24 protein-coding genes are annotated in these 26,695 nt (G+C 66.4%); 8 read left to right on the top strand and 16 right to left on the bottom strand.

From position 1 onward, the window contains the following. Positions 1-34 precede the first annotated feature (34 nt). The 8 genes from lnt to LU671_RS27950 all read right to left on the bottom strand — a co-directional run bounded on the left by lnt (position 35) and on the right by LU671_RS27950 (position 7,609). Positions 35-1,552, bottom strand: a complete 1,518-nt coding sequence (gene lnt / locus LU671_RS27985; protein WP_232857703.1) for an apolipoprotein N-acyltransferase — start codon at positions 1,550-1,552, stop codon at positions 35-37. Positions 1,553-1,560: 8 nt separating this feature from the next. Next, positions 1,561-2,400, bottom strand: coding sequence for an HlyC/CorC family transporter (locus LU671_RS27980; protein WP_203648154.1), 840 nt, complete (start codon positions 2,398-2,400; stop codon positions 1,561-1,563). Between the two features lie 26 nt (positions 2,401-2,426). Continuing rightward, positions 2,427-2,900, bottom strand: coding sequence for an rRNA maturation RNase YbeY (gene ybeY / locus LU671_RS27975; RefSeq protein WP_203648153.1), 474 nt, complete (start codon positions 2,898-2,900; stop codon positions 2,427-2,429). Beyond that, positions 2,893-3,891 carry a PhoH family protein gene (locus LU671_RS27970; protein ID WP_203648152.1) on the bottom strand — a complete coding sequence of 333 codons (999 nt, stop codon included), beginning with the start codon at positions 3,889-3,891 and terminating at the stop codon, positions 2,893-2,895. The genes ybeY and LU671_RS27970 overlap by 8 nt, the downstream gene beginning before the upstream one ends. 179 nt (positions 3,892-4,070) lie before the next feature. After that, positions 4,071-4,616 (bottom strand): tetratricopeptide repeat protein, encoded by a 546-nt coding sequence (locus LU671_RS27965; RefSeq protein WP_203648151.1) that lies wholly within the window; start codon positions 4,614-4,616, stop codon positions 4,071-4,073. 256 nt (positions 4,617-4,872) lie between these two features. Continuing rightward, positions 4,873-6,156 (bottom strand): glutamate-1-semialdehyde 2,1-aminomutase, encoded by a 1,284-nt coding sequence (hemL, locus tag LU671_RS27960; RefSeq protein WP_232857702.1) that lies wholly within the window; start codon positions 6,154-6,156, stop codon positions 4,873-4,875. A 17-nt stretch (positions 6,157-6,173) separates the two neighbouring features. Beyond that, positions 6,174-6,797: a thiamine phosphate synthase gene (gene thiE, locus LU671_RS27955; protein ID WP_232857701.1), complete on the bottom strand. Its 624-nt coding sequence runs from the start codon at positions 6,795-6,797 to the stop codon at positions 6,174-6,176. 14 nt (positions 6,798-6,811) lie between these two features. After that, positions 6,812-7,609: a hydroxymethylpyrimidine/phosphomethylpyrimidine kinase gene (locus LU671_RS27950; RefSeq protein ID WP_232857699.1), complete on the bottom strand. Its 798-nt coding sequence runs from the start codon at positions 7,607-7,609 to the stop codon at positions 6,812-6,814. 265 nt (positions 7,610-7,874) lie between these two features. On the opposite strand from LU671_RS27950, the gene LU671_RS27945 reads away from it, so the two are divergent. From LU671_RS27945 to LU671_RS27930, 4 genes are all read left to right on the top strand, one after another. Then, a complete protein-coding gene (locus tag LU671_RS27945) occupies positions 7,875-9,866 on the top strand; it encodes a sensor histidine kinase (protein ID WP_232857696.1) in 1,992 nt (663 codons plus the stop codon). A 147-nt stretch (positions 9,867-10,013) separates the two neighbouring features. Beyond that, positions 10,014-11,666 carry an acyl-CoA dehydrogenase family protein gene (locus LU671_RS27940; protein ID WP_232857693.1) on the top strand — a complete coding sequence of 551 codons (1,653 nt, stop codon included), beginning with the start codon at positions 10,014-10,016 and terminating at the stop codon, positions 11,664-11,666. A gap of 226 nt (positions 11,667-11,892) precedes the next feature. Next, positions 11,893-13,356, top strand: a complete 1,464-nt coding sequence (amn, locus tag LU671_RS27935) for an AMP nucleosidase (protein WP_232857692.1) — start codon at positions 11,893-11,895, stop codon at positions 13,354-13,356. A 6-nt stretch (positions 13,357-13,362) separates the two neighbouring features. After that, positions 13,363-13,992, top strand: coding sequence for a pseudouridine synthase (locus LU671_RS27930; RefSeq protein ID WP_232857691.1), 630 nt, complete (start codon positions 13,363-13,365; stop codon positions 13,990-13,992). 154 nt (positions 13,993-14,146) lie between these two features. Here the strand turns inward: LU671_RS27930 and LU671_RS27925 are convergent, their stop codons facing one another. Then, complete coding sequence (locus tag LU671_RS27925; RefSeq protein WP_023378567.1) at positions 14,147-14,350, bottom strand: DUF2788 domain-containing protein; 204 nt, start codon at positions 14,348-14,350, stop codon at positions 14,147-14,149. A gap of 53 nt (positions 14,351-14,403) precedes the next feature. Beyond that, positions 14,404-14,880 carry an Lrp/AsnC family transcriptional regulator gene (locus tag LU671_RS27920; protein ID WP_011535815.1) on the bottom strand — a complete coding sequence of 159 codons (477 nt, stop codon included), beginning with the start codon at positions 14,878-14,880 and terminating at the stop codon, positions 14,404-14,406. 471 nt (positions 14,881-15,351) lie between these two features. Here LU671_RS27920 and LU671_RS27915 point away from each other — a divergent pair, with 471 nt between their 5' ends. After that, on the top strand, positions 15,352-16,188 hold the full coding sequence (locus tag LU671_RS27915) for a DUF6515 family protein (protein WP_203648144.1): 837 nt from the start codon (positions 15,352-15,354) through the stop codon (positions 16,186-16,188). Between the two features lie 21 nt (positions 16,189-16,209). On the opposite strand, the gene LU671_RS27910 is transcribed toward LU671_RS27915, so the two are convergent. Continuing rightward, the gene (locus tag LU671_RS27910) at positions 16,210-17,079 is read right to left on the bottom strand and encodes a cation diffusion facilitator family transporter (protein WP_232857690.1); all 870 of its coding nucleotides are present in this window, start codon (positions 17,077-17,079) and stop codon (positions 16,210-16,212) included. A gap of 24 nt (positions 17,080-17,103) precedes the next feature. Then, a complete protein-coding gene (locus tag LU671_RS27905) occupies positions 17,104-17,523 on the bottom strand; it encodes a hypothetical protein (protein WP_050707034.1) in 420 nt (139 codons plus the stop codon). Between the two features lie 119 nt (positions 17,524-17,642). Here LU671_RS27905 and hrpB point away from each other — a divergent pair, with 119 nt between their 5' ends. Further along, positions 17,643-20,171, top strand: coding sequence for an ATP-dependent helicase HrpB (hrpB, locus tag LU671_RS27900; protein ID WP_232857688.1), 2,529 nt, complete (start codon positions 17,643-17,645; stop codon positions 20,169-20,171). A gap of 19 nt (positions 20,172-20,190) precedes the next feature. Here hrpB and LU671_RS27895 read toward each other — a convergent pair whose 3' ends face one another. Then, complete coding sequence (locus tag LU671_RS27895; protein ID WP_232857686.1) at positions 20,191-20,847, bottom strand: hypothetical protein; 657 nt, start codon at positions 20,845-20,847, stop codon at positions 20,191-20,193. A 157-nt stretch (positions 20,848-21,004) separates the two neighbouring features. Here LU671_RS27895 and LU671_RS27890 point away from each other — a divergent pair, with 157 nt between their 5' ends. Further along, positions 21,005-21,733 carry a DUF2076 domain-containing protein gene (locus LU671_RS27890; protein WP_232857685.1) on the top strand — a complete coding sequence of 243 codons (729 nt, stop codon included), beginning with the start codon at positions 21,005-21,007 and terminating at the stop codon, positions 21,731-21,733. A gap of 66 nt (positions 21,734-21,799) precedes the next feature. Here the strand turns inward: LU671_RS27890 and LU671_RS27885 are convergent, their stop codons facing one another. The 3 genes from LU671_RS27885 to LU671_RS27875 form a co-directional block, all read right to left on the bottom strand. After that, positions 21,800-22,888, bottom strand: a complete 1,089-nt coding sequence (locus LU671_RS27885) for an AGE family epimerase/isomerase (protein ID WP_232857683.1) — start codon at positions 22,886-22,888, stop codon at positions 21,800-21,802. A 162-nt stretch (positions 22,889-23,050) separates the two neighbouring features. Further along, positions 23,051-23,683, bottom strand: a complete 633-nt coding sequence (locus LU671_RS27880) for a TetR family transcriptional regulator (protein ID WP_110734940.1) — start codon at positions 23,681-23,683, stop codon at positions 23,051-23,053. A 122-nt stretch (positions 23,684-23,805) separates the two neighbouring features. After that, the gene (locus LU671_RS27875) at positions 23,806-24,261 is read right to left on the bottom strand and encodes a phage infection protein (RefSeq protein ID WP_203648138.1); all 456 of its coding nucleotides are present in this window, start codon (positions 24,259-24,261) and stop codon (positions 23,806-23,808) included. A gap of 317 nt (positions 24,262-24,578) precedes the next feature. Here LU671_RS27875 and LU671_RS27870 point away from each other — a divergent pair, with 317 nt between their 5' ends. Continuing rightward, the gene (locus LU671_RS27870; RefSeq protein WP_232857678.1) at positions 24,579-26,645 is read left to right on the top strand and encodes an AsmA family protein; all 2,067 of its coding nucleotides are present in this window, start codon (positions 24,579-24,581) and stop codon (positions 26,643-26,645) included. Positions 26,646-26,695: the final 50 nt, after the last annotated feature.

The raw sequence follows: 26,695 nt of genomic DNA, 5'->3' as shown, positions 1-26,695 counted from the left end.
GGCACGAGGCCGCTCCTACAGGAGGCGTCGTCGCTCAGACGGTCTTGGCGATCCGGCCGGCTAGCAGCGCCCAGCCCAGCAACAGCACGCAGACAATTGCCAGCGGCCACGAGCGCCATTGCAGGTAAGGCGTCAGCTGCTGCATCGGCACCACCTCGCCGTACAGCACGGCCCTCTGGAACTGCGGGATCTGCGCGGTGATCCTGCCGAACGGGTCGATCAGCGCGGTCACGCCGTTGTTGGTGGCGCGGATCATCCAGCGACCGGCCTCGAGCGCGCGCATCTGGGCCATCTGCAGGTGCTGCAGCGGGCCAATCGAGGTGCCGAACCAGGTGTCGTTGCTGATGGTCAGCAGCAGGTCGCTGCGCGCGGCGAGGCTTGCGGCAAACTCGGGATAGACCACTTCGTAGCAGATGTACGGTGCCACCTGGTAACCCTTGGCCTGCAGCAGTGGCTGGTCCTCGGGGCCGCGGGCGAAGTCCGACATCGGCAAGTTGAAGAACTCGATCAGGCCGCGCAGCATGTCCTGCAGCGGCACGTACTCGCCAAACGGCACCAGCTTCTGCTTGAGGTAGGTGCCGTCGCCTTCGCCGGCCACGGTGATGCCGTTGTAGTAGCGGCGCTGGTGGTGAACCATCTGCCGTATCGGCACCCCGGTGATCAGCGCCGAATGCCGTTCGGCGGCAAAGGTGCCCATCATGTCGATGTAGCCCTGGGCCTGGTCCTTGAGCACCGGCACGGCGGTTTCCGGCCAGACCAGCAGGTCGACGGGCTTCGAACTGAAGCTCATGTCGCGGTACAGCGCCAGTTGCGCATTGACGTGCGCCGGGTCCCATTTCAGGTCCTGATCGACGTTGCCCTGCAGGGCGGCGACCTTCAGTGGATCGCCCGCCGGCTTGGTCCAGGCGTGGTCCTTGAGGGTCAGGCCGAGGATCCACGGCGCCACCAGCAACACCGCACCAGCGGCCAGGAACGCACGGCGCTCACGCAGGCGGTACAGGTTGCATAGCAAGGCGGCGCTCAAGGCCAGGACGAAGGACACAAGCCAGACGCCGCCCAGCGGGGCGAGGCCGGCGAGCGGGCCGTCGAGTTGGCTGTAGCCGGCGTAGAGCCAGGGGAAACCGGTGAGGAACCAGCCTCGGAAGGCCTCCTGCAGCAACCACAGGGCGGCGAAACACAGGGCATCGGCCAGTGGCGCTTCGTCACGACGCAACCAGCGCGCCCAGAGCCAGGCGGGCAAGGCGAAGAAGAATGCCAGGCAGGCGAAGAACGCCAGCAGCAGGGCGATCGCCAGCAGCGGCGAGGCACCGCCGTAGGTGTTCATGCTGACGTAGATCCACCAGGTGCCGGCGCCGTAGAGGCCGAAGCCGAAGCTCCAGCCACGGCCCAGGGCCTGGCGCGGCGTCAGTTCGCGCAGGCCGGCGTAGAACAGGGCGATGGACAGGATGGCCAACGGCCAGACGTCGAACGGCGCCAGGGCCAGGAGGGTGGAGGCGCCGGCCGCCATGGCCAGCAGGTTACCGGGCCAGCCGGGGCGGGTGATCCAGCGCATGTCGTTCCTTAACGATTGATCGGTGTCAGGCGCAGCAAGTGTATCCGGCGGCTGTCGGCATTGAGAATACGGAAACGATAGTGACCGATCTCGGTGGTCTCGTTGCGCTTGGGCAGGTGGCCGAAGGCGCTCATTACCAGGCCGCCGACCGTGTCGAACTCGTCATCGGAGAATTCGCTGTCGAAGAACTCGTTGAAGTTATCGATCGGCGTCAGCGCCTTGACCAGGAAGTCACCGCTGGGCAGCGGCTTGATGTAGCTGTCTTCCTCGACATCGTGCTCGTCCTCGATATCGCCGACGATCTGCTCGAGCACGTCCTCGATGGTCACCAGGCCCGCCACGCCGCCGTACTCGTCGATGACGATGGCCATGTGGTTGTGGTTGGCGCGGAATTCGCGCAGCAGCACGTTCAGGCGCTTGGACTCGGGCACGAAGGTGGCCGGGCGCAGCAGGTCCTTGATGTTGAAGCTGTCGCCGTTCTCCTTGAGGATCAGCGGCAGCAGGTCCTTGGCGAGCAGGATGCCGAGCACATCGTCGTGGCTTTCGCCGATCACCGGGTAGCGCGAGTGCGCGGCGTCGATCACCGCCGGCAGGAACTCGCGTGGCGACTGGCTGGCCTTGATGCTGATCATCTGCGAGCGCGGCACCATGATGTCGCGCACCTGCAGGTCGGCGACCTGGATGGCGCCTTCGACGATGGTCAGCGCTTCGCTGTCGAGCAGCTTGTTCTGATGGGCTTCGCGCAGCAGCTCGAGGAGCTCCTGGCGGTTTTTCGGCTCATGGGCAAAAGCCTGGGTCAGTTTACCTAGCCAGGACTTTTGCCCGTTGCTCGATCGGTCTTCGCTCATGGCGGTTACTCGTGATCCTTGCAGTGTCAGTGTGTGATTGATTCGGCTTCGTCGTCGGCGTACGGGTCCGGATGACCCAGTTCCGCCAGCAATGTTCGTTCCAGCGCTTCCATCTCCTCGGCCTCATCGTCCTCGATGTGGTCGTAGCCGAGCAGGTGCAGGCAGCCGTGGATGACCAGGTGCGCCCAGTGCGCCTCGAGGGCCTTGCCCTGTTCGGCGGCCTCGCGCTCGACCACCGGCACGCAGATCACCAGGTCGCCCAGCAACGGGATGTCGAGCAGCTCGTCGGGCACATCGGCGGGGAAGGACAGCACGTTGGTCGCGTAGTCCTTGTGCCGGTAGGTGTGGTTCAGCTCGCGGCCTTCGGCTTCGTCGACCAGGCGGATGGTCATCTCGGAGTCGGCGCTGCGCTGGCGCAAGGCAAGCTCGCACCAGCGGCGAAAGGCGTTGTCGTCGGGGGCGGCGGCGTCCGTGGCCCGTTGCAGGTCGAGTTCAAGCATCTTTGCCGGGTGCCTCGGGCTTGGCCTGACGGGCGTCGAAACGGTCGTAGGCTTCGACGATGCGCTGCACCAGCGGGTGGCGCACCACATCCTTGGGTTGGAAATGGGTGAAGCTGATACCTGGGACGTCCCTGAGCACCTCGATCACATGGGCCAGCCCTGACTTGGTGCCGCGCGGCAGGTCGACCTGGGTGATGTCGCCGGTGATCACCGCGGTCGAGCCGAAGCCGATGCGGGTGAGGAACATCTTCATCTGCTCGAGGGTGGTGTTCTGGCTCTCGTCGAGGATGATGAAGCTGTTGTTCAGGGTGCGGCCGCGCATGTAGGCCAGCGGTGCGATCTCGATCACCTGGCGCTCGATGAGCTTGGCCACGTGCTCGAAGCCGAGCATCTCGTAGAGCGCGTCGTAGAGCGGGCGCAGGTACGGGTCGATCTTCTGGGCGAGGTCGCCGGGCAGGAAGCCGAGCTTTTCGCCGGCCTCGACCGCCGGGCGCACCAGCAGGATGCGGCGCACCTGTTCACGCTCCAGTGCGTCGACCGCGCAGGCCACGGCCAGGTAAGTCTTGCCGGTACCGGCCGGGCCGACGCCGAAGTTGATGTCGTTGGCCAGGATTTCCTTGACGTAGCGCTGCTGGTTGACGCCGCGTGGGCGGATGTTGCCCTTGCGCGTGCGCAGCGAGACGCTGACTTCGTTGACGGCCGGGTTCTCGAGGTTCTCGACCGTCGATTCCTGCAGATAGAGATGGACCGTTTCCGGCGACAGGTCGGTGGCCTTGGCCTCGCGATAGAGGCGGCGCAGCAACTGTTCGGCGGCGGAGGTGGTCTTGGGTTCGCCGATCAGTTCGAACTGATTGCCGCGGTTGCGGATTTCGATAGCCAGGCGTTGTTCGATCAGGCGCAGGTGCTCGTCGAACTGGCCGCACAGGTTGGCGAAACGATGGGCCTCGAAGGGCTCGAGGATGAAACGATGGGGTTGTATGGGTGCGTTCAAGGTCGTTTTTAGCCGCTCGACGGCAATGAATGTGAACTCAAGAATAACCCTTGAGTGGCAGTGGCGAAAGCACTGAAACGATCAAGGGTCGGTACGACGCTTCCGATCCGCGTGTCGATCATGGCAGGGCAAGTTGACGAAACGATGATGCCGGCGGACCGCACAGGGCTCGAGGCGGTTCAGGGCAGGGGAGAGAAGGGCGTGCGGCCTTCGGCGTTCTGCAGTTCCAGCAGGTATTTGCGGAAGATCTGGCCGAGCACCTGGGTGGCGTGCTCGAGCTCGTCGCGGGGCATCTGCCCGCTGACTTCGTCGGCCATGTCCAGGGCGTCTTCGGCGCCGTTGACCGCGGCGATCTTGAGCAGGATGTAGGCCTGCACGTTGTTGGCCTTGACCCCTTCGCCATGGAAGAACATCGAGCCGAGGCGGTACTGGGCCTGCCCCTGGCCCTGCAGCGAGGCCTTTTCGAACCACTTGAGCGCCTTGTCGAGATGGCGCGGCGTGCCGCTGTAGTAGAACTCGCCCAGCTCGTACTGCGCTTCGGCATCCCCGGACTCCGCCGTCTGCTCGCAGGCCTTCAGGGCGTTCTCCTGGTCCTCGGGCGCAGCATCGAGAGTGCAGCGGCCCGCCGCCGGAATCAGCAACGAGTTACCGCCCTCCGCCAGGGCCAGCAGGGGCTGAAGAAGCAACAGGCAGCCCAGGGTCAGGGCGCGGCCGGTGCGGTTCATGGGGATCGACTTACCTCTGCAAAGCTACGGCCAATGTCTCTGGTGGCACATTATGGGATAAGCAGCGCCTACCTTACAAAGTTTTACTCGAATTTCTGTCCTGCTGGCGAATCGGCTGACTGTGTAGGAGCGGCCTTGTGCCGCGAAAGGGCTGCGAAGCAGCCCCGGCATTATTCGCATCAAGGCTGAAATTCCAGGGGCTGCTTCGCAGCCCTTTCGCGGCACAAGGCCGCTCCTACCTGGGCGGTGTGAAGGCTTACTTCAGCTTGGCGAACGCCCGCTCGGCCGCATCCAGGGTGATCTGCAGCTCCTTGTCGCCATGGGCGATGGAGGTGAAGCCCGCCTCGAAGGCGCTTGGCGCCAGGTACACGCCGCCGTCGAGCATCAGGTGGAAGAAGCGCTTGAAGCGCTCGGCGTCGCTGGCCATCACGTCGTCGAAGGTGACGATGTCGTCGGCGCCGCTGAAGTACAGGCCGAACATGGCGCCCGCCTGGGTGGTGACGAACGGGATACCAGCGGCATCGGCGCGCTGTTGCAGGCCATCGAGCATGCGGCTGGTGAAGGCGCTCAGCTCGTCATGGAAGCCCGGGCGGCTGATCAGCTTCAGGGTGGTCAGGCCTGCGGCCATGGCCAGCGGGTTGCCCGACAGCGTACCGGCCTGGTAGACCGGGCCGAGCGGGGCGATGCAGCCCATGATCTCGCGCTTGCCGCCGAAGCAGCCGACCGGCATGCCGCCGCCGACGATCTTGCCGAAGGTCGACAGGTCCGGGGTGATGCCGTAGTGGCCTTGGGCGCCGCCCAGCGACACACGGAAGCCGGTCATCACTTCATCGAAGATCAGTACCACGCCGTGTTTGTCGCACAGCGCGCGCAGGCCTTCGAGGAAGCCTGGCGCCGGCGGTACGCAGTTCATGTTGCCGGCCACTGGCTCGACGATGATGCAGGCCACGGTCTGGCCAACCTCGGCGAGGGTCTTCTCGACGGCGGCGATATCGTTGAACGGCAGGGTCAGGGTGTGCTTGGCGAAGTCCGCCGGCACCCCGGCCGAGCTCGGTACGCCCTGGGTCAGCAGGCCGGAGCCGGCCTTGACCAGCAGGCTGTCGGAGTGGCCGTGGTAGCAGCCTTCGAACTTGATGATGGCGTCGCGGCCGGTGTAGCCACGGGCCAGACGGATGGCGCTCATGGTGGCCTCGGTGCCGGAGCTGACCATGCGCACCATTTCCATCGACGGCACGATCGAGCAGACCAGATCGGCCATCTCGGTTTCCATGGCCGTCGGCGCGCCATAGGACAGGCCGTGCTCGAGTTGTCGGCGCACGGCATTCAGCACATCGGGATGGCCGTGGCCGAGGATCATCGGGCCCCAGGAACCGACATAGTCGACATAGCGCTTGTCGTCTTCATCGATGACGTAGGCGCCTTCGGCGTGCTTGAAGAACAGCGGCGTGCCGCCGACGCTCTTGAAGGCGCGCACGGGCGAGTTGACGCCACCGGGGATGTGTTTCTGGGCTTGGGCAAACAGTTCTTCGGAACGGGACATGGGATCTTCTCTCGAAATCAGGAAGCGAACAGGGCATTGAAGGCGCGGGCGCGGCGGGTGACTTCCTGCGCGCTGTCGGCACCGAACAGGCCGTGGATCACCGCCAGCAGGTCGGCGCCATGGGCGATCAGCGGGGCGGCGTTGTCGAGGGTGATGCCGCCGATCACCGCGATCGGCAACTTGATCTGGGCGCGGGCCTGTTCCAGCAGTTCGACACCGGCGGCGGGCGCGCCTGGTTTGGTGACGGAATTGAAGAAGCGGCCGAAGGCGACATAGCTTGCGCCCTCGCTGGCGGCCTGCTGCGCGAGGTCGAGGCTGGCGTGGCAGGTCGAGCCGATGATCGCCTGGCGGCCGAGCAGGGCGCGGGCCGGGGTGAGCGGGCCGTCGGTCTGGCCCAGGTGCACGCCGACACCCAGGCGCGCGGCCAGTTCGGCGTCGTCGTTGATGATCAGCTGAGTGCCGTAGCGTTCGCAGAGCTTCGTCAGCGCTTCAGCTTCGCGCAGGCGACGCCCGGCGTCGTCGCTCTTGTCGCGGTACTGCAGCAGGCAGACACCGCCTTCGAGTGCCGCCTCGACATGGCTCAGGAAACGGCCGGCGAGCAGCTGGCTGTCGGTGATGGCATACAGACCGCGGAGCGTCATCGGATGGCCTCGAGTCAGGAACAGAAATCCAGGGGCAGGCGGCGCGGCACGTACTGGCCCTTGCCCAGTTGCTCGGCGTCGCGCAGGGTCCGCCAGGTGTAGTCCAGGGCACTGCGCACGGCGCTCTCCAGGTGTTCGCCCAAGGCCAGGCGACCGGCCAGGGCGCTGGCCAGGGTGCAGCCCGAGCCGTGATAGCTGCCCGGCAGGCGCTGGCAGGTCCAGGTGTGCTGCTGGCCGTCGCGGCTGTACAGGCGGTTGTGGATTTCCACTTCGTCGCCGTGACCGCCGGTGATCAGCAGGTGTCTACAGAACGGCAGCAGCTTCTCGGCGCACTCGTCCGCCGTGCCTTCAGGCAGTTCCGCCAGGATACGCGCCTCCGGCAGGTTCGGCGTGGCGATGGTGGCCAGTGGCAGCAGGCGCTCGCGCAGCGCGTAGCCGACCTCGTCCTTGCCCAGGCGACCGCCGCCGCCGGCGCGCAGCACCGGGTCGCAGACCAGTGGCAGGTGCGGATGGGCGGCGAGCAGTTCGGCGACGGTGTCGACCATCTCGATCGAGCCGAGCATGCCCAGCTTGACCGCGGCTACCGTGGAGTCGGTCAGCACGGCATTGGCCTGGGCCAGCACCCACTCGCGGTCAAGCACGCGGAAGTCGGAAACGTTGACGGTATCCTGCACGGTCAGGGCGGTCACGGCGGGCGCGGCGTGACAGCCTTGGGCGATCAGGGCTTCGATATCTGCCTGCAGCCCGGCGCCACCACTGGGGTCGTGGCCGGAGAGACAGAGGACAACGGGGCGGGAGCTGTAGGTATTCATGGTCGGCGAGCTTATCACCAAACCTTTTTCTGCGGTTCGCTCGCGGCGAGAGAATTGCTGATCAAGTGGTCAGGTTGGGCTGGTTGTATATTCTGAAACATGCGTTCTAGAGCCTCTGCATGCAAATTGCCAGTAGCTGCTGGTCAGTGCGGGAGGCTATGCTAGAGTGCTCGGATAACTCGATAAATGGGTTCTGCCGGATCACGTCGTCTCAAAGGGATGGGAGGCAACCGCGACGCGACCGCACAGGCCATGCTGGGGCTGTATGCGCTATTTGCTGATTGTGCTTCTGGGCTGCTTGCCCATGCTGGCCGGAGCGGTCGAATTCGACAACGCCACCGGGCGCTTGCCGCTGGGCCGGTACATGCAGGTCTATGAAGACCAAGAGGGCAGCGCCAGCATCGCCCAGGTGAGTTCCGCGGCGTTTTCCGGGCGTTTCCAGGCACATCAGGACGAAGTGCTCAATGCGGGCTACTCCACCTCGGTGTTCTGGCTGCGGGTCGATCTCGCCTATGCCGCCGCCCCTTCGGCCGCGCCACGCCAGTGGTTGCTGGAACTCGCCTACCCGCCGTTGGATCACCTGGAACTCTTCCTGCCGGACGCGCAAGGCACCTATCGCCTGGCACGACGCACCGGTGACGCGTTGCCCTATGCCACCCGGGAAATCCGCCAGAACAACTACCTGTTCGAATTGCCGCTGCAACCCGGCCAGGCGACCACCGCCTACCTGCGTCTGCACAGCCAGGGCTCGATCCAGGCGCCGCTGACATTGTGGTCGGCCGAGGCCTACCTGGAGGACCAGCCCACCCGGCTTTATGTGCTGGGCATGATCTACGGCGTACTGCTGGTGATGCTGGTGTACAACCTGTTCATCTTCCTCAGCGTGCGTGATGTCAGTTACCTGTACTACATCCTTTATATCGCTTCGTTCGGTCTCTACCAGGTGTCGGTCAACGGCGCCGGCATCGCCTATTTCTGGCCGGACAGCCCATGGTGGGCCAACGCCGCCACCCCGTTGTTCATCGGTGCCGCCGGGCTGTTCGGCTGCCAGTTCGCCCGCCACTTCCTGCAGCTGGACAGCTTCAGCCGGGGCTTCGACCGCCTGCTGAAAGGGTTGATGGCCGGTGGCGCGCTGGTCATGGTGCTGGCGCTGACCCTGCGCTACGGCGTGGCGCTGCGCATGGCCACGGTGCTGGCGCTGCTGTTCACCGTCAGTATCTTCAGCGCCGGGCTCTATGCCTGGTGGCGCGGACTGCGTGTGGCGCGCTGGTTCATCATCGCCTGGACCGCCTTCCTCGCTGGCGGGCTGGTCAACACCCTGATGGTGCTGGGCTACCTGCCCAACGTGTTCATCACCATGTACGCCAGCCAGCTCGGCTCGGCGCTGGAGGTGGCGCTGCTGTCGCTGGCCCTGGCCGACCGCATCAACAGCCTGCGCGAGCAGCAGGCCCAGACCCTGCGCGAGACCGGGCGCACCCTGGAGCAACTGAACCTGCAGCTGGCGCGCAGCAACCGGCTCAAGGACGAGTTCCTGGCCACCGTGACCCATGAACTGCGCACGCCGATGAACGGCGTGATCGGTTCGCTGGAGCTGCTGCATACCCTGCCCATGAGCGCCGAGCAGGCCCAGTATCACCGCACCGCCACCGGTTCTGCCCAGGACATGATGGCGATGGTCGATGACATCCTCATCCTCACCGAACTGCAGGCCGGGCGCCTGCGCAACCAGGGCATGGCGTTCAGCCTGCGGCGCCTGCTCCAGGAGCTGCGCGCCGGCTATGCCAGCCAGGCGCTGGCCAAGGGTCTGTACCTGAGCCTGGACATCCCCGCCGACCTGCCCGACAGCCTGGTCGGCGATGCGCAGAAGCTCGCCCGCTGCCTGGCCTGCCTGGTGGACAACGGGCTGAAGTTCACCCACCAGGGGGGCGTCACCGTGCAGGCCCGTGGCCGGCGTACCGGGCCGGACAGCCTGGCCCTGAGCCTCACGGTCAGTGACAGCGGCATCGGCTTCGACGATCTGGACCAGGCGGTGCTGTACCAGCGTTTCTTCCAGATGGACGGTTCGATGACCCGGCGCTACGGCGGGCTGGGCATCGGCCTGTCGATCTGCCGGCAACTGGGCGAGTTGATCGGCGCGCAGTTGTCCCACGAGTCGACGCCGGGTCTGGGCAGCCGCTTCGAGCTGACCCTGGCCCTTGCGGTGGCGCAGGTGCAGGTACCACCGGCGCGTGCCGCATCAGGCCTGGAGCGCTTTTGACGGACCCTTCGCGGTACCCGTGGGAGCGGGCTTGCCCCGCGATCAGGGCGCGAAGCGCCCCCATGTAGTCCGTTTTGTCACTTTGACTCGAGGGCCTGCGGTGCTTCACTGGGTTATCCAGGCATGAACGGATCCAGGAGGCCGCCAATGAACCTGCACCAGTTCGCTGAAACCCACGAAGTCACCAACCAGCCGCCGTCCCTGGACGGCGCCAACCTGTATCGCCTCGACCAGCCCCTGCAGGAGTGGTCGCGCCGGTTCGGCGCCGGCTGGGCCGAGTCGCGGATCGACGCCTATGGTGCCCTGGCCGGTGGCTCGCTGATGGCCGCGGGTTTCCTGGCCAACGCGCACAAGCCCGAGTTCAGCAGCCATGACCGCTATGGCCATCGTATCGACCTGGTGGAGTTTCATCCCGCTTATCACCAGTTGATGCGCACCGCCGTCGAGCACGGCCTGCCTTCGCTGCCCTGGGCCGAGCCACGGGACGGCGCCCACGTGGCGCGGGCCTCGATGACCTACCTGCACAGCCAGGCTGAAGCCGGCACCGGCTGCCCGCTGACCATGACCTTCGCCGCCGTGCCGGCCCTGCGCCTGCAGCCCGAGCTTGCCGGCTACTGGCTGCCGAAGGTCCTCGCCCGCGAATACGACCCGCGCAACGTCGGCGACCGGCACAAGGCCGGTGTCACCATCGGCATGGCCATGACCGAGAAACAGGGCGGCACCGACGTGCGCGCCAACACCACCCGCGCCTACCCGGTGGGCACGCCCGGCCCGGGCCAGCCCTATGAGCTGGTAGGCCACAAGTGGTTCTGTTCGGCGCCCATGTGCGACGCCTTTCTCACCCTGGCCCAGACCGACAAGGGCCTGAGCTGCTTCCTGCTGCCGCGCCACCGGCCCGACGACAACCGCAACCAGTTCTACATCCAACGCCTGAAGAACAAGCTGGGCAACTGTTCCAACGCCTCCAGCGAGGTGGAGTTCCGCGGAGCCCTGGCCTGGATGGTCGGCGAGGAGGGGCGCGGCGTGCCGACCATCATCGAGATGGTGGCCATGACCCGCTTCGACTGCATGGTCGGTTCCAGCGCCCTGATGCGCCAGGCCCTGACCCAGGCCGCGCACCATTGCGCGTACCGCAAGGTCGGCGGACGGGTGCTGGCCGAGCAGCCGCTGATGCAGAACGTGCTTGCCGACCTGGCCTTGGAGAGCGAGGCCGCCCTGGCCCTGAGCCTGCGCATGGGCCAGGCCCTGGACCGCCTCGACGACCCGCAGCAGGCGCACTTTTCCCGCCTGGTCACGGCGGTGGGCAAGTACTGGATCTGCAAGCGCGCCCCCGGGATGATCAACGAGGCCGCCGAGTGCCTGGGCGGCGCCGGCTACGTCGAGGACAGCATCCTGCCACGGCTGTACCGCGAGGCGCCGGTCAACTCGACCTGGGAGGGCTCGGGCAACGTGCAGTGCCTGGATGTGCTGCGGGCCTTGTCGAAAGAGCCGGGCGTGCTTGAGGCGCTGTTCAGCGAGCTGGGAGACGGCCATGGCGACCCACGGCTGGCGGCGTTCATCGGTAACCTCAAGGGCGCTTTCGCCGATACCGGCGATATCCAGTACCGCGCCCGGCAACTGACCGAGGACATCGCCGTGGCGCTGCAGGCCAAGCTGTTGCTCGAGGCAGGCAACGCCACAGTGAGCGATGCGTTCATCGGCAGTCGCCTGGGCGGCGGCGGGCGGGTGTATGGCGCGTTGCCGCGCGGCGTGGATGTCGAGGCGCTGGTGGCCCGGGCAACGCCTGTCTGGGCCGGTTGAAGGATGGCTTCATCCCCCTGTAGGAGCGGCCTTGTGCCGCGAAAGGGCTGCAAGGCAGCCCCAGATCTCAGCGGTCAAGGCGGAAATTGCTGGGGCTGCTGCGCAGCCCTTTCGCGGCACAAGGCCGCTCCTACAGGGAATTGCTTAGCACCGACACTGGGGATGTATTTGCCCAGCAACGCAGGCAAGATGGCTGTCATGCATTCCATAAGACAGGAAGCCCAGCGTGAGCCAAGCGTTTGTAGTCGTTGATACCCCCGAACAGGCCGTCGACCGTCTGGCGGCCTTGCACGAACAGGCCACCGGGGCCCTGAGCCAGGCCCTCAAGCGCTACCTCAAGGACCGTACCGAGCCGGGCCACGAGGAACGTGTGTTGTTCCGCTACCCGGCCCTGCGCCTGACCTACTCCAGCCAAGGCGAAGTCGCCGCCACCACCCGCGCCTACGCCAAGGTCCAGGTGGACGGCACCTACAGCGTCACCGTCACCCAGCCCGCGGCGTTCCGTGGCTACCTGCTCGAGCAACTGCGCCCGTTGATGCACGACTACACCGTGACCGTGGAAGTCGGTGTCAGCGAGCAGAACATCCCGTACCCCTACGTGGTTGACCAGGGCGACGAGCTGGCCGGCAGCGGCATCACCGCCGCGCAACTGGCGCGGGTGTTCCCCAGCACCGACCTGTCGGCGGCCACCGATAACACCGCCGATGGCCTGTACGACTGGGAAAGCGCCGAGACCCTGCCGCTGGCGCTGTTCGACGCCGCCCGCGTGGACTTCTCCCTGCGCCGCCTGGTGCACTACACCGGCAGCGACTGGCGGCACATGCAGCCGTGGATCCTTCTCACCAACTACCACCGCTACGTCGACCAGTTCATCGCCCATGGCCTCGAGCAGTTGCGCGAGGACCCACGCTTCGTGCGCATGGTCCTGCCGGGCAACGTGATCATCGAGAAGGGCATGGACAACGGCGAGGCCCAGGCCCTGGTCGCCAGCGTGGTCTGGCACCGCTACCAGATGCCGGCCTATCACCTGATCGCCGCCGATGGCGATGGCGTGACCCTGGTCAACATCGGTGTCGGCCCGTCCAACGCCAAGAACATCACCGACCACCTGGCGGTGCTGCGCCCGCACTGCTGGCTGATGATCGGCCACTGCGGCGGCCTGCGTCAGTCGCAGACTATCGGTGACTACGTGTTGGCCCACGCCTATATGCGCCGCGACGGCATCCTCGACCGCGTGGTGCCGCCGAATATCCCGATCCCGGCCCTGGCCGAGGTGCAGCTGGCGTTGCAGGAGGCGGCCGCGCAGGTCACTGGCGAGCGTGGCGAGCAGCTCAAGAAGCGCCTGCGCACCGGCACCGTGCTCACCTACGACGACCGCAACTGGGAGCTGCGCTGGGCCCAGGAACGTCCGTTGATCAACCTGTCCCGCGCCGTGGCGGTAGACATGGAAAGCGGCACCATTGCCGCCCAGGGCTACCGTCTGCGCGTGCCGTACGGCACCTTGCTGTGTGTCTCCGACAAGCCGCTGCACAGCGAGATCAAGCTGCCGGGCTCGGCCAACGCCTTCTACAACCGCGCGGTCAGCCAGCACCTGAAGATCGGCATCGCCGCCCTCGATCTGCTGCGTACCGAGCTCAACTCGCTGCACTCGCGTAAACTGCGCAGCTTCGATGAGCCGCCGTTCCGCTGAGGATCCATGTCCCTGCCACCCCGTAGCACACCGCGCCGCCCTGCGGCGCGGCCCACCGGCCCGCGTCGCCAGCCCAAGGCGCCGCCGGCCGAGCCGCGCCTGATCCTGTTCAACAAGCCGTTCGATGTGCTCACCCAGTTCAGCGACGGCGAGGGGCGGGCCACGCTCAAGGACTTCATCGACATCCCCGGCATCTATCCGGCCGGCCGCCTGGACCGCGACAGCGAAGGCCTGCTGTTGCTGACCAACGACGGGCGCCTGCAGGCGCGCATCGCCGATCCGAAGCACAAGCTGGCCAAGACCTACTGGGTGCAGGTGGAAGGCGAGCCGAGCGAAGAGCAACTGCGGCGCTTGCGTGATGGCGTCGAGCTCAACGACGGGCCCACGTTGCCGGCCCAGGCGCGTCTGCTCGAGGAGCCCGAGCTGTGGCCGCGCAATCCGCCGGTGCGTTTTCGCAAGAGCGTGCCAACCACCTGGTTGGAGTTGGTGATCCGTGAAGGGCGTAATCGCCAGGTGCGGCGGATGACGGCGGCGGTGGGCTTACCGACCTTGCGCCTGGTGCGGGTGCGGATTGGCGACTGGACGATCGAAGGGCTGGACCAGGGTTGCTGGCGCGAAGTGCCGGCGAAGCTTTGAGCCGCACGCGTCCCCTGTAGGAGCGGCCTTGTGCCGCGAAAGGGGCGCGTAGCGGCCCCCGATCTCAGCATCAAGGCAAAATTGCTGGGGCCGCTACGCGGCCCTTTCGCGGCACAAGGCCGCTCCTACAAGGAAGGGGAGAGTTGGCAGGCCGCTACACCCCCTCAAGAAACCCCACCACCACGCTCTTGATGATGAATGCCAGCACGCCAAGGCCCAGCACAAAGAACAGGATCAGCGTGCCAAAGCGCCCGGCCTTGGACTTCTTCGCCAGGTCCCAGACGATGAAACCCATGAAACCGATCAACACGGTGACCAGGACGATCATCATCCATTCTTCGAATACTGCGGGATCCATCGGTTCACTCCAGGCAGATTGAGCCCCCGATCATACGCCGCACGCGCAAGGATTCAACGCAGGTGGGTCAATGGCAGCTCGGTGCTGGCCAGCACCTGGTTGAGCACGAAGCTCGAGCGCACGCTGGTCACGCCTTCGATACGGGTCAGGCTGCCCAGCAGCAGTTTCTGGTAGTGGTCCATGTCCGGCACCACCACCTTGAGCTGGTAGTCGGCGTCCATCCCGGTGACCAGGCTGCACTCGAGCACCTGGGGCAGGCTGCGGATCGCCGCCTCGAAGGTCTCGAAGCGCTCGGGCGTGTGCCGGTCCATGCCGATCAGCACATAGGCGGTCAGGCTCAGGCCGAGCTTCTTGCGGTCCAGCAGGGCCACCTGGCGCGAGATGTAGCCGTCGTCCTCGAGCTGCTTGACCCGACGTGAGCATGGGGAAGGCGACAGGCCGATGCGTTCGGCCAGTTCCTGGTTGGAGATGCGCGCATCGCGCTGCAATTCGGCGAGGATGCTCAGGTCGTAGCGGTCGAGCTTGCTCATGGAAAGGGCCTTTTCTGTTCGGATTGCTGCGAATTATCGATCCTGAGTGAAAAATTGCGCAAGCGCTATTTATCAGAGCAATATTCGCAATCCTCTGCCCCGGCGTCTGGCCTATCTTTATCACCAGAATCACTGCCCGGACATCAGTCCACGGCGACGCGCCCTAGGCGGGCGGTCGCGGCCAGCCATCCAACAGGATCCGCCAGGCCCCCGGGCTACGCACTGTCCAGAAGACGGCGCGAGGTGAGCCGGTGCCACAAGCGCCGAGCACGGACGACAATTCCCGAAGGGAGGCCGCAAGGCCTCCCTTTTTTATTGCGCCGCGGGCTGCGCTTGCCAGGCCCGCGAGCAGCCAATGCAGGTCTTCGAGCAGTTGGCGCACCAGGTTGTTGGCTAATTTAATCTGCCGGTCGTGTTCTGCGGAGTAGACTGCCGACGATAATGGCGGGCGTTTCAATCGAGAGGAACAACATGGGTTCGCGCATCTGGCGGTTGGCAGGTGTTGGTTTGCTGGGCCTGGGCATCAGCCTGGGCGCCCTGGCCGAGGGGCCTGGAGAAGGGCATGACGGTCGTGGCGGCCAGCAGGAGCAGGGCGGTGGCGAACGGCGTGGATCACCGCTCAATTCGCGTGATGAAGTGCGCCAGACGCAACCGCCACGCCAAGGCTACTACCAGGACATTCCCCGTCGCTACGGCGACAACCGTTACTGGGAAGCGGGTGGTCCGGGTCAGCGCCCCGGCGGTGACTGGTCCGGCCGGCCCGATGGGCATGGCAATGGCTGGGGGCCAGGGCCGCAGTACCATCCCGGGCATACCGTCGAGCGCTTCCCGGACCGTTACTGGAAAGTGCCGTACCGCGGGCAGGACTACTTCTACTCCGGCGGCTACTGGTACCGGCCCCATGGCGGCGGCTACGTGGTGGTCACGCCGCCCTACGGTGTACGGGTCGACTACCTGCCGTCCTATGCCCGTGAAGTGTGGCTGAGCGGTGCGCTGTTCTTCCTGGTGGCCGACACGTATTACCAATACCAGGCCAACAGCCGCGAGTACGTGGTGGTCAACCCGCCCGCCGTGGCGCCTGCGCCAATGCCGCAGCAGGGCAGCGGCTACGATGTGATCGCCTATCCGATGTACGGCCAGGGGCCGGAGCAGCAGGAGCAGGACCGCTATCAATGCCATCGCTGGGCGGTGAGCCAGTCGGGCTTCGATCCGGCGACCGCCAGCTATGCACCGCCGGCCAATGTGACGGACAACTATCGACGGGCGTTGGGGGCGTGCCTGAGCGGGCGCGGCTACAGCATCAATTGACGGGGTATTCGCGATAACGGGCTACACCGGGTCGGCGTGAACCATCACATCGGCCCGCGGGTAGCGCTGGCGAATGACGTGCGAGGCCTGCACGCACAGCTCATGGGCGGCATGCAGCGGCATGTCGCCGGGCAGCTCCAGGTGCAGTTGCACGAACCACTGGCTGCCGGACACCCGCGTGCGCAGGTCGTGCACCCCCTTCACCCCGGGGATCGCCAGCACCACCTCCAGCATGCGCTCGCCGATATCGGCCGGCAGTTCCTTGTCCATCAGGATCGCCGTGCTCTCGCGGGCGATCTGCAGTGCGCTCCACAGGATGTACAGGGCGATCCCCAGGCCGAACAGGGCGTCGAGCTGCGGCCAGCCGAAGCGGGCCAGCAGCAGCGCCAGCAGGATGCTGGCGTTGAGCAGCAGGTCGGAGCGGTAGTGCAGTGAGTCCGCGCGCACGGCGGTGGAGCCGGTCAGGCGGATCACCTTGCGCTGGAAGGCCAGCAGCGCCACGGTCAGCGCCAGTGACAGCAGCATTACCGCGATGCCGGCGGCGGTGTCGCCCAGGGGTTCCGGCGACTTCAGCCGCTCATACGCCTGCACCCCGATCAGCACCGCGCTGACCCCGATGAACAGCGCCTGGGCCATGCCAGCCAGGGCTTCGGCCTTGCCGTGGCCGAAGCGGTGATCGTCATCGGCCGGGCGCAGCGCATAATGCACCGCCAGCAGGTTGAGAAAGGAGGCGGCGGCATCCAGTGCCGAGTCGGTCAGCCCGGCCAGCAGGCTGACTGAGCCGCTCAGCCACCAGGCCACGGCCTTGCTCAGCACCAGGATGCAGGCGACGCTCAGCGAGGCGCGGGTGGCCAGGCGCAGCAGGCGTTGATGTTCGGCGGTGGCGGTCATGCGCAGGGGATCATCCGGATCAGGTCAGGCCGCAGGTACCAGGCCGTAGCTGGCCAGTTGCTCGACACTGCCGCGGTGCTGGATCAGCCGCGGGTCGTTCAGCGGCAGGCGCTGGCCCAGTTCGCTTTCAAGGATAGCCTGCAGTTTGGTCCGGTCGACCTGGCCATCGGCATTGATCGCCGGCTTGAGCTTGGCCGGGTCGACATGGGCCGTGGTGCCCCCGGGGTAGTAGATGGCACCCGTGGCGAAGTCGATGCCGAAGGCGATCAGGCCGGGAATGACATAGAACAGGATACCGATGGCATCCAGCGCCGCGACCACCGGATCGATCTTGCCTTCGATCTGGCCGCGACGGTCGGGGTAGAACAGGGTGCCGCAGGCCGTCAGCTGGGTCAGCAGGGTGGCGATGAGGGCGCCACCGATGACGCGGGAAGGGATGCGCATGTGAATCTCCGGAAGATAACGACAAACAACGGCGCGGCAATCGCCTGCGCCTGAGCTTAAGACCATGATAGGGCAGCCTCGGTTCGCCGTTATACTCGGTCGATTGTTCGAGGACCACCATGATTTCATTACCGATCGATGCCGTACTGTCCGACCTGCGCCAGGCCCTGGCCGAACGTGACGAAGCGGTGCTCGAGGCGCCGCCCGGCGCCGGCAAGACCACCCGCGTGCCACTGGCCCTGCTCGCTGAGCCCTGGCTGCGGGGGCAGACCATCCTCATGCTCGAGCCCCGGCGCCTGGCCGCCCGCGCCGCCGCCGAACGCCTGGCCAGCGAACTGGGCGAGAAGGTTGGCGAAACCGTGGGCTACCGCATCCGCCTGGACAGCAAGGTCGGCCCGAACACGCGCATCGAAGTGGTCACCGAGGGCATCCTCACCCGCCGCCTGCAGGCGGATCCTGCGCTGGATGGCGTGGGGCTGCTGATCTTCGACGAGTTCCACGAACGCAGCCTGGATGCCGACCTGGCCCTGGCCCTGAGCCTCAACGGCCGGTCGCTGTTGCGCGACGAGCCGCCTCTGAAGATCCTGCTGATGTCGGCGACGCTGGAGGGCGAGCGGTTGTCGCGCCTGCTCGACGACGCGCCGATCGTCAGCAGCCAGGGGCGCATGCATCCGGTGGATATCCGCTGGAGCCGCCCCTGGCAGCCTGGCGAGTTTGTCGAGCCGCGCGTGGTCGACTGCGTGCTCCAGGCCCTGGCCGACGAATCCGGCAGCTTGCTGGTGTTCCTGCCCGGACAGGCCGAGATCCGCCGTGTGCACCAGGCGCTGCAGGAGGCCGTGGGCGAGCGTCCGGACATCCTGCTCTGCCCGTTGCACGGCGAGCTTGACCTGAGCGCCCAGCGCGCCGCCATCGAGCCGGCGCCCAAGGGCCAGCGCAAGGTGGTGCTGGCCACCAATATCGCCGAAACCAGCCTGACCATCGACGGTGTGCGCGTGGTGATCGACGCAGGTCTGGCGCGGGTGCCGCGCTTCGACCCCGGCAGCGGCATGACCCGCCTGGACACCCAGCGTATTTCCCGCGCCAGCGCCACCCAGCGTGCCGGGCGAGCCGGGCGCCTTGAACCCGGCGTGTGCTTTCGACTGTGGTCCGAGGCGCAACACGACCAATTGGCGGCCCACGGCAGCGCCGAGATCCTCCAGGCCGACCTGGCCGGGCTGGCCCTGCAACTGGCGCGCTGGGGCGTGCCGCCGGAGCAGCTCAGCTGGCTCGACCAGCCACCGGCCGCTGCCTACGGCCAGGCCCAGGACCTGCTGGCCCGGCTCGGTGCCTTCAAGCCCGGGTGCCGCGACAACCTGAGCACCCATGGCCAGGCCATGGCCGAGCTGCCTGCGCATCCGCGCATCGCCCACCTGCTGCTGCGCGGCCAGGACCTCGGATTGGCCGACATGGCCTGCGATGTCGCCGCGTTGCTGGGCGAGCGCGACATCCTGCGCGGCGGCGGTGCCGACCTGCATAGCCGGTTGGCCCTGCTCAGCGGCGAAAGCCGCGCCTCCCGTGGCGGGCAAGGCGGCGTGCAGCGCGCCCGGCAACTGGCCCGGCAGTACCGCGGCCAGTTGCGTGGCAAACCGCGCAGCCCGGTCGCCGACCCCGATCATCCCCGCTGGCTGGGTGCGGTGCTGGCGCTGGCCTACCCCGACCGGGTGGCGCAGCAGCGTCGCGAAGGCGGCGCCGAGTACCGCCTGGCCAATGGCCGTGCGGCGCTGTTCGCCGAAGCTGATGCACTGATGAAAAGCCCGTGGCTGGTGATCGCCGACCTGGGCAGCCGCCAGGGGCAGCGTGAGGAGCGCATCTACCTGGCCGCCGAGTTCGATCCGGCGCTATTCGACGGTGTGCTGGCCGAGCAGGTGGAGCAGTTCGACCTGCTCGATTGGGACGAGCGTGAACAGGTGCTGCGCGCCGAGCGCCAGCGCAAGGTCGGCGAACTGGTGCTCAGCCGCGAGCCGCTGCCGGAGCTGGATGACGACGCACGGGCCCGGGCTTTGCTGGGGCTGGTGCGGCGCAAGGGCCTGAACTTGCTGACCTGGACCCCGGAACTGCGCCAGTGGCAGGCCCGTGTCGCTATGTTGCGTCAGCTGGACCTGGAAAAGGACGGCCACAGCGAGTGGCCCGACCTGGGTGACGACGCCTTGCTCGCCAACCTGGAAGACTGGTTGCAACCTTATCTGGGCAAGGTGTCGCGGCTGAGCCATTTCGCCAGCCTGGACCTGCCCTCGATGCTGCGCAACCTGCTGCCCTGGCCGCTGCCACAGCGTCTGGACGAGCTGGCGCCATCACACCTGGCCGTGCCCTCGGGCTCCAGCATTCGCCTGGACTACAGCGAGCAGCCACCGATCCTCGCCGTGCGCCTGCAGGAGCTGTTCGGCCTGGCCGACACCCCGCGCATCGCCAATGGCCGCCAGCAGGTCAAGCTGCACCTGCTGTCGCCGGCGCGCCGGCCGGTGCAGGTGACCCAGGACCTGGCCAACTTCTGGCGCACCACCTATGCCGAGGTGAAGAAGGACCTGAAAGGGCGCTATCCCAAGCACTACTGGCCGGACGATCCACTGGTGGCGGAGGCCACGGCCAGGGCCAAGCCAAGGAAAGCCTGACGCCTGGGGAATGCCGGCCTCAGGCGCCGGCTTCTCCCTCGAGCAGCATGAACAGGCGGTACAGCACCACGGTGCTGAACAACTGCAGGAAGCCGCTGAGGCTGTCCAGGGCCAGTTGCACACCAGGCTGCGGCTCGGGGAACAGCTGCAGCAGCAGGCCGTCGATCAGCCACAGCGGCGCCAGCACCGACAGCATGCAGACCATGATGCGCAGGAAATGCCCGGTGGTCATGCGCGCGCTGGTGCGCATCGACTCGATCACCGGCAGGCCGCGCAGCACCAGCAGGTACTCGGCGAACACCAGGTTCACCATGATCCACACGCCGGGGAAGATGAGCAGCGCCAGGCCCGCCATGATCAGCAGCGAACTGATCACGATCAGCAGGGCCAGCATCGGCCACAGTTGCAGGGCGCGGGCGAACAGGTCGCGCTTGGCGGTGTCCAGGCCGTTGCTGCGGGTGTCGAGGTAGAGGATCAGCGCGGCGCTGTACAGCGGGTAGAACAGCAGGCTGACGAGCATGCCGTAGGCCGGTGAGGCCTGCTCGCCCAGCTGGCTGTAGAGCAACTGGGTACCGAGGGCCTCCAGTACCACCAAAGGCAGGCACAGCTGGAGGATGCTCGTCAGGTGACGGCGGAAGAAGTACAGGGAGTCGCGCAGAACGCTCAGCGGATTCATCGGTCAACATCGCATGGCAGAAAAAGCAGGGCGTAACTTTAGCCCAGTCGGCCCGCTTGCTGAAAAAAGTTTCATGGCCCGGACAATTGAATCGCCAAGCCCGGGCCTCCATCTTTGACGCTGTCCGATGTCCTGTTCAGCGCACGAGGTTGCCCCGATGAACACTGAAGAACAAACCCTGATCGATGGCCTGTTCGGCCGTCTCAAGCAAGCCGAGGACCCGGCCCAGCCGCGCGATGCCCAGGCCCAGGCGCGCATCGAGGAGCACCTGCGCCAGCAGCCGGCGGCGCCTTACTACATGGCCCAGGCGATCCTGGTCCAGGAGACGGCGATCAAGCGCCTGGACGAGCAGAACAAGCAGCTCGAGGCCGAACTGCGCCAGGCTCGCGCGCAACTGGATGCGAGCCGCCCCAGCAGTGGCGGTGGTTTCCTCTCCAGCATCTTTGGCGCGGGAGCCCGCAATCCAGAGCCGCAGCGCCCGGTCGCGCCGCCGCCGACTTCTGCGGGTGGCTGGCGTGAACCGGCGCCCCAGGCCTATGCCCCGCCACCGCAGCAGCCGGGCTTCGGCGCGGCGCCCGCCCCGGCGCGCAGTGGCGCCAGCAGCTTCCTCGGCGGTGCCATGCAGACCGCCGCGGGTGTGGCCGGTGGCGTGTTGCTGGCCCAGGGCATCAGCAGCCTGTTCAACCACAACTCGCAGCCTGAGGAGATCGTCGAGGTGATCAAGGAAGCACCGGCGCCGGCCAGCGACGCGGGTGGCTGGAATGACCAGGACAGCCAGCGCCAGGTGGCGGACAGCGGGGGCTGGGGCAATGACCAGGGCGGTTATGCCGATGCCGGTTACAGCAATGACGATGGCGGCTTCTTCTCGGACGATGACTACGTCTGAGGGCCTGACAGACCTGATGCATCGCAGGGGCGCCTCGCGCCCCTCACGGACACATCCGCGACAACCTCAGATCAGGCGCTGCAGGCCTTCCAGGCAAGTCGCCAGGTGGTAGGGCGTGGTCGAAGGCATGTCATGGCGGCTCACCGCCCCCGCGCCATCGCGGCACTCATGCCAGCCGCCTTCATGCAGAAAGCGTGACTCCAGCGCCGCTAGCTGTGCCAGCAACCGTGCCTCGCTTCCCGGCCGCAAGGCCAGTGCCCGCAGGTACTCCGCCTGCGCCCAGATCCGCTGTGTCGCGTCGATGACCTGGCCGTCCACGTCCAGCATCGCCAGCACCGCCGTATCCTTCACTCCGTACTGTTCGGCAAAGTCGAAGGCCCGCTCGATGGAGGCGTGCAGCGCCGTGCCGCGCAGCAATGGCGAGGTATCCAGCAGGTAGAACCATTCGAACTGGTGGCCTGGCTCGAACCAGTTATCCACAGCCCCACGCGGTTTTTCCAGCATCAGGCCGTGGCTCGGCTCGATGAACTGCGCCTGCAGCGCGTCGCACAGCTCCAGCAGCGACTGGCGAACCTCGTCGTCTTCGCGCACGGCCAGCACCTGGAGAAAGGCCTCGGCCAGGTGCATCTGCGGGTTCTGCAGCGGGCCGCTGCCCAAATCCGACCAGTCCTCACCGAGGCTGGCCTCGTACAGGCCATCGTCGCGGGCGAACTGCTCGGCAACGACTTCGAGGGCGCCGTTGAGCGTGGCCTCCACCAGGCCTTCGCCCACCTTGCCCCAGTAATGGGCGCAAGCGAACACGATGAAGGCGTGGGTGTAGAGGTCCTTGCGCCGGTCCAGTGGCTTGCCCTGGGCGTCGATGCTGTAGAACCAGCCGCCGTGCTCGGCGTCGTGGAAGTGCTTCTGCAGTGAACGCAGCAGCGCGGCGGCGCGTTCGGCGGCGCCCGGTTGCTCGATGCGGCTGCTGAACAGGTACAGCTGACGGGCGCAGGCCATGGCCCGGTAGCGCTGCACCGGCAGTGGCCGATGCTGGGTGTCCAGGGCTTCGTACGGCAGGGCCATGTCGGCGTTCCAGCCAGGGCCCTGCCACAGCGGCACGATGCGCTCGGCGAAGTGCTGTTGGAAACGGGTCAATGCGGGGCGGGGGTCGGACATGGTCGCGCTCGTGACGGTCGGGCAGGGCGCCATGGTAGCAGAAGTGGCCAGTGCTTCGTGTGCGCGGGCAGCGTGGGAGCGGGCTTGCCCCGCGATAGCGCCATCGCGGGGCAAGCCCGCTCCCACGCTGCCCGCGCACATGATCCGATCTGGGCGAAAGCGTCAGCCGGGATTACCCAGCCCCTGCCAGTGCCGCGCGCCGACGAAGATGAAGCGCAACTGCTGGGTGATCTTTTCCTGCGGTGTCAGCGCCTGTGGATGACCCGGCTCGGGACTGTCGATCAGTTCGGGCAAGGTGGCGAACACGGTCTTGACCACCAGGTCGGCCATTACCGCCAGGGCGGCGCCGTCCAGGTGCTGCCAGCGCGGCATGCGCGCCAGGTCCGTGGCCAGGTCGCTGCTGATGTCCTGGCGCAGGCGGGCGATGGCCTGGCGTACCGGTTGCGAGCCGCCATATTGCTCGCGGGCTAGGAACAGGAACTGCGCCCGGTGGGCGATGACCACGTCGAGGAAGATGCGCACCGAGGCGTCGGTGATGCCGCCCAGTTCGAATTCATTCTGGCGCACCAGGCGAATGGTCTGGCGGAAGGTGGTGTCCACCTCGGCGACCAGGGCCAGGCCCAGGGCATCCATGTCGGGGAAGTGGCGGTAGAAGCCGGTGGGCACGATGCCCGCGGCCTTGGCCACCTCGCGCAGGCTGATGCTGCCGAAGCCACGGCCGCTCTCCATGAGCAGGCAGGCGGCATCCAGCAGGGCCTGGCGGGTTTGTAACTTCTGTTCGGCGCGCGGCAGCATGGGACAGGATTCTATGACTGTACGACTGGGCATTCTGGATAAAAAAACAAAGCCCGGTCAATGGACCGGGCTTGGAGGGGAGCAGGCGCAGTGGGGCGGGTTGTTGTTTTCGGCCATGGCGATCAGCTCACACGGCTGAGTTCGACCAGACGATCCGAGCCACCTTCGGCTACACGGTTGTTGCGTTCGTTGAGGCGATCGGCGCCACCTTCTGCGACACGGTCATTGCGTTGGATCAGGCGATCGGAGCCCCCTTCGGCGACGCGGTCATTGCGTTGGATCAGGCGATCGGAGCCGCCCTCGGCAACGCGGTCGTTGCGTTCGATCAGGCGATCCGAGCCACCTTCGGCGACACGGTTGTTACGTTCGAGCAGGCGCTCGGAACCGCCTTCGGCCAGGCGGCCTGCGCGTTCCTGCAGGCGCTCGGCGCCACCTTCTGCCAGAGTGTTCAGCGGTTGGCTGACGGCGGCGGCGCTGGAGCGCGATTCAGCGCTCAGGTGCTGGTCTTCGGCTGGCAGGGCGAAGGCGTTGGCGGCAAGTACGGACAGGGTCAGGCTCAGCAGCAGATGGCGTTTCATGATTCGGTGCTCCTCGGGGGGGCTGGAAAGTGGGTACGAAGCCAATGCTACGCCTGGTAACTCCAGAGAAAAGTTCATCAGGATAATGGTAACAATCGACGGGATTGATACTGTGCGCGGAAGGCTCTGAATCAATGTTTTCAGGTGTTTTGCAAGCGCTGAGGCACGCTTGATCCCCGGTAACACTGCCGCTGTCCATGGACGAAAAGCTGAGAAAGGCGTCAGGAAAATCCTGGTTATCATGGCGCACGGATTAAACCCGGCGGTTTTTCATCAGTCCGACATAATGAGTGCCATGCAGTCAGGAGAACCATGCAATGACGCGCCCTGCCAGAATCCTCATCTGGACCTTCGCCACCCTCGCCACCCTGCTGGCGATCCTGGTGGTGGTGATCGCCACTTTCGACTGGAACCGCGTCAAGCCGCTGCTTAACGAGAAAGTCTCCGAAGCCCTGCACCGGCCCTTCGCGATCAACGGCAACCTCGCCGTGCACTGGCGCACCGAGCCCGAGGAAGGCGGCTGGCGCGCCTTCGTGCCGTGGCCGCACTTCACCGCCGAAGACCTCACCCTGGGCAACCCCGATTGGCTCAAGGCGCCGCATATGGTCGCCCTGGAGCGCGTGGACTTTCGCCTGGCGCCGTTGCCGCTGATCGTCCAACGCATCAGCATTCCGCGCATCGACCTGGTCAAGCCCAGCGCCAGCCTTGCCCGGCAGGCCGATGGCCGGGCCAACTGGGTGTTCGATTTCGGGCCCAAGGACGAGAACGAAGAGCCGTCGAAGTGGGTGTTGGACATCGGCGCCATTGGTTTCGACCAAGGCAACGTCAGCTTCGACGACCAGACGCTGAAGACCAGCATGAAGGTGCAGGTCGATCCGCTGGGCAAGCCGATCCCGTTCAGCGACATCGTTGGCAAGGCCCGCGCCGAGAAGGCCGGCAATGCCCAGGACTACGCCTTCGGTTTCAAGGCCCAGGGCCGCTACAAGGGCCTGGCGGTGGCCGGCACCGGCAAGATCGGCGGCCTGCTGGCGCTGCAGGACACCAGCCAGCCGTTTCCGCTACAGGCCGACGTGCGTATCGGCGACACCCGGGTCGCGCTGGCCGGGACCCTGACCGATCCACGCAACCTCGGCGCCCTCGACCTGCGCCTGAAGCTTTCCGGCAGCAGCCTGGGCAACCTCTACCCGCTGACCGGCGTGACCTTGCCCGATACGCCCCCATACGCCACCGATGGTCATCTGACCGCCAACCTGCATGCCGCCGAGGGGGCGCAGTTCCGCTACGAAGGCTTCAACGGCAAGATCGGCGACAGCGACATCCACGGCGACCTGGCCTTCGTCGCCAGCCAGCCCCGGCCGAAGCTCTCCGGCAACCTGGTGTCCAACCAGCTGCTGTTCAAGGACCTGGCGCCGCTGATCGGCGCCGACTCCAACAGCGAGCAGAAGGCCCGCGGCGGCGCCAGCAAGCAGCCGGCCGGCAAGGTGCTGCCGGTCGAAGAGTTCCGCACCGAGCGCTGGCGGGCCATGGATGCCGATGTGACCTTCGCCGGCAAGCGCATCGTGCACAGCGAGAAGCTGCCGTTCAACGACCTGTCCGCCCATGTGATCCTCGAGGACGGCCTGCTGCGCCTGGAGCCGCTGCGCTTTGGCGTAGCCGGCGGCAACCTCGATTCCAACATCCGCCTGGACGGACGCAGCGCGCCGTTGCAGGGCCGCGCCCGGCTGACCGCGCGTGGCTTCAAGCTCAAGCAGCTGTTCCCCAGCTTCGCGCCGATGCAGACCAGCTTCGGTGAACTCAACGGCGATGCCGACATCAGTGGCCGGGGCAACTCGGTGGCGGCACTGCTGGGCACTTCCAGCGGGGATCTGCGCCTGCTGATCAATGATGGCGCAATCAGCCGCAGCCTGATGGAGATCGCCGGGCTCAACGTCGGCAACTACGTGGTCGGCAAGCTGTTCGGCGATGAAGATGTGAAGATCAACTGCGCCGCGGCGGACGTCGGGATCAAGGATGGCCTGGCCACCACCCGCTTGTTCGTCTTCGACACCGAGAACGCGATCATCTACATCAACGGCACGGCCAACTTCGCCAGTGAGCAACTGGACCTGAAGATCACCCCCGAGTCCAAGGGCCTGCGTCTGTTCTCGTTGCGTTCGCCGTTGTATGTGCGTGGGCCGTTCGCCAAGCCGAGTGCCGGCGTACAGGCTGTGCCGCTGGCGCTGCGTGGCGCGGGGATGGTGGCGCTTGGCGTGGTGGCCGGGCCGGCGGCGGGGCTGTTGGCGCTGATCGCGCCGAGCAGCGGGGATGAGCCGAACCAATGCACGCCGTTATTGCAGCAGATGCGCGCCGGCAAGGCGCCGGCGGCGGCCGGCAAAGGTCATTGAAGTTCGTGGGAGCGGGCTTGCCCCGCGATGGCATCAACGCCATCGCGGGG

Origin of the sequence: Pseudomonas sp. NMI760_13, assembly GCF_021283245.1 — a bacterium.
Classification (GTDB): domain Bacteria; phylum Pseudomonadota; class Gammaproteobacteria; order Pseudomonadales; family Pseudomonadaceae; genus Aquipseudomonas; species Aquipseudomonas peradeniyensis.
Note: the sequence above shows the minus strand (reverse complement) of the source record. Positions and strands in the feature narration are given on the sequence as shown.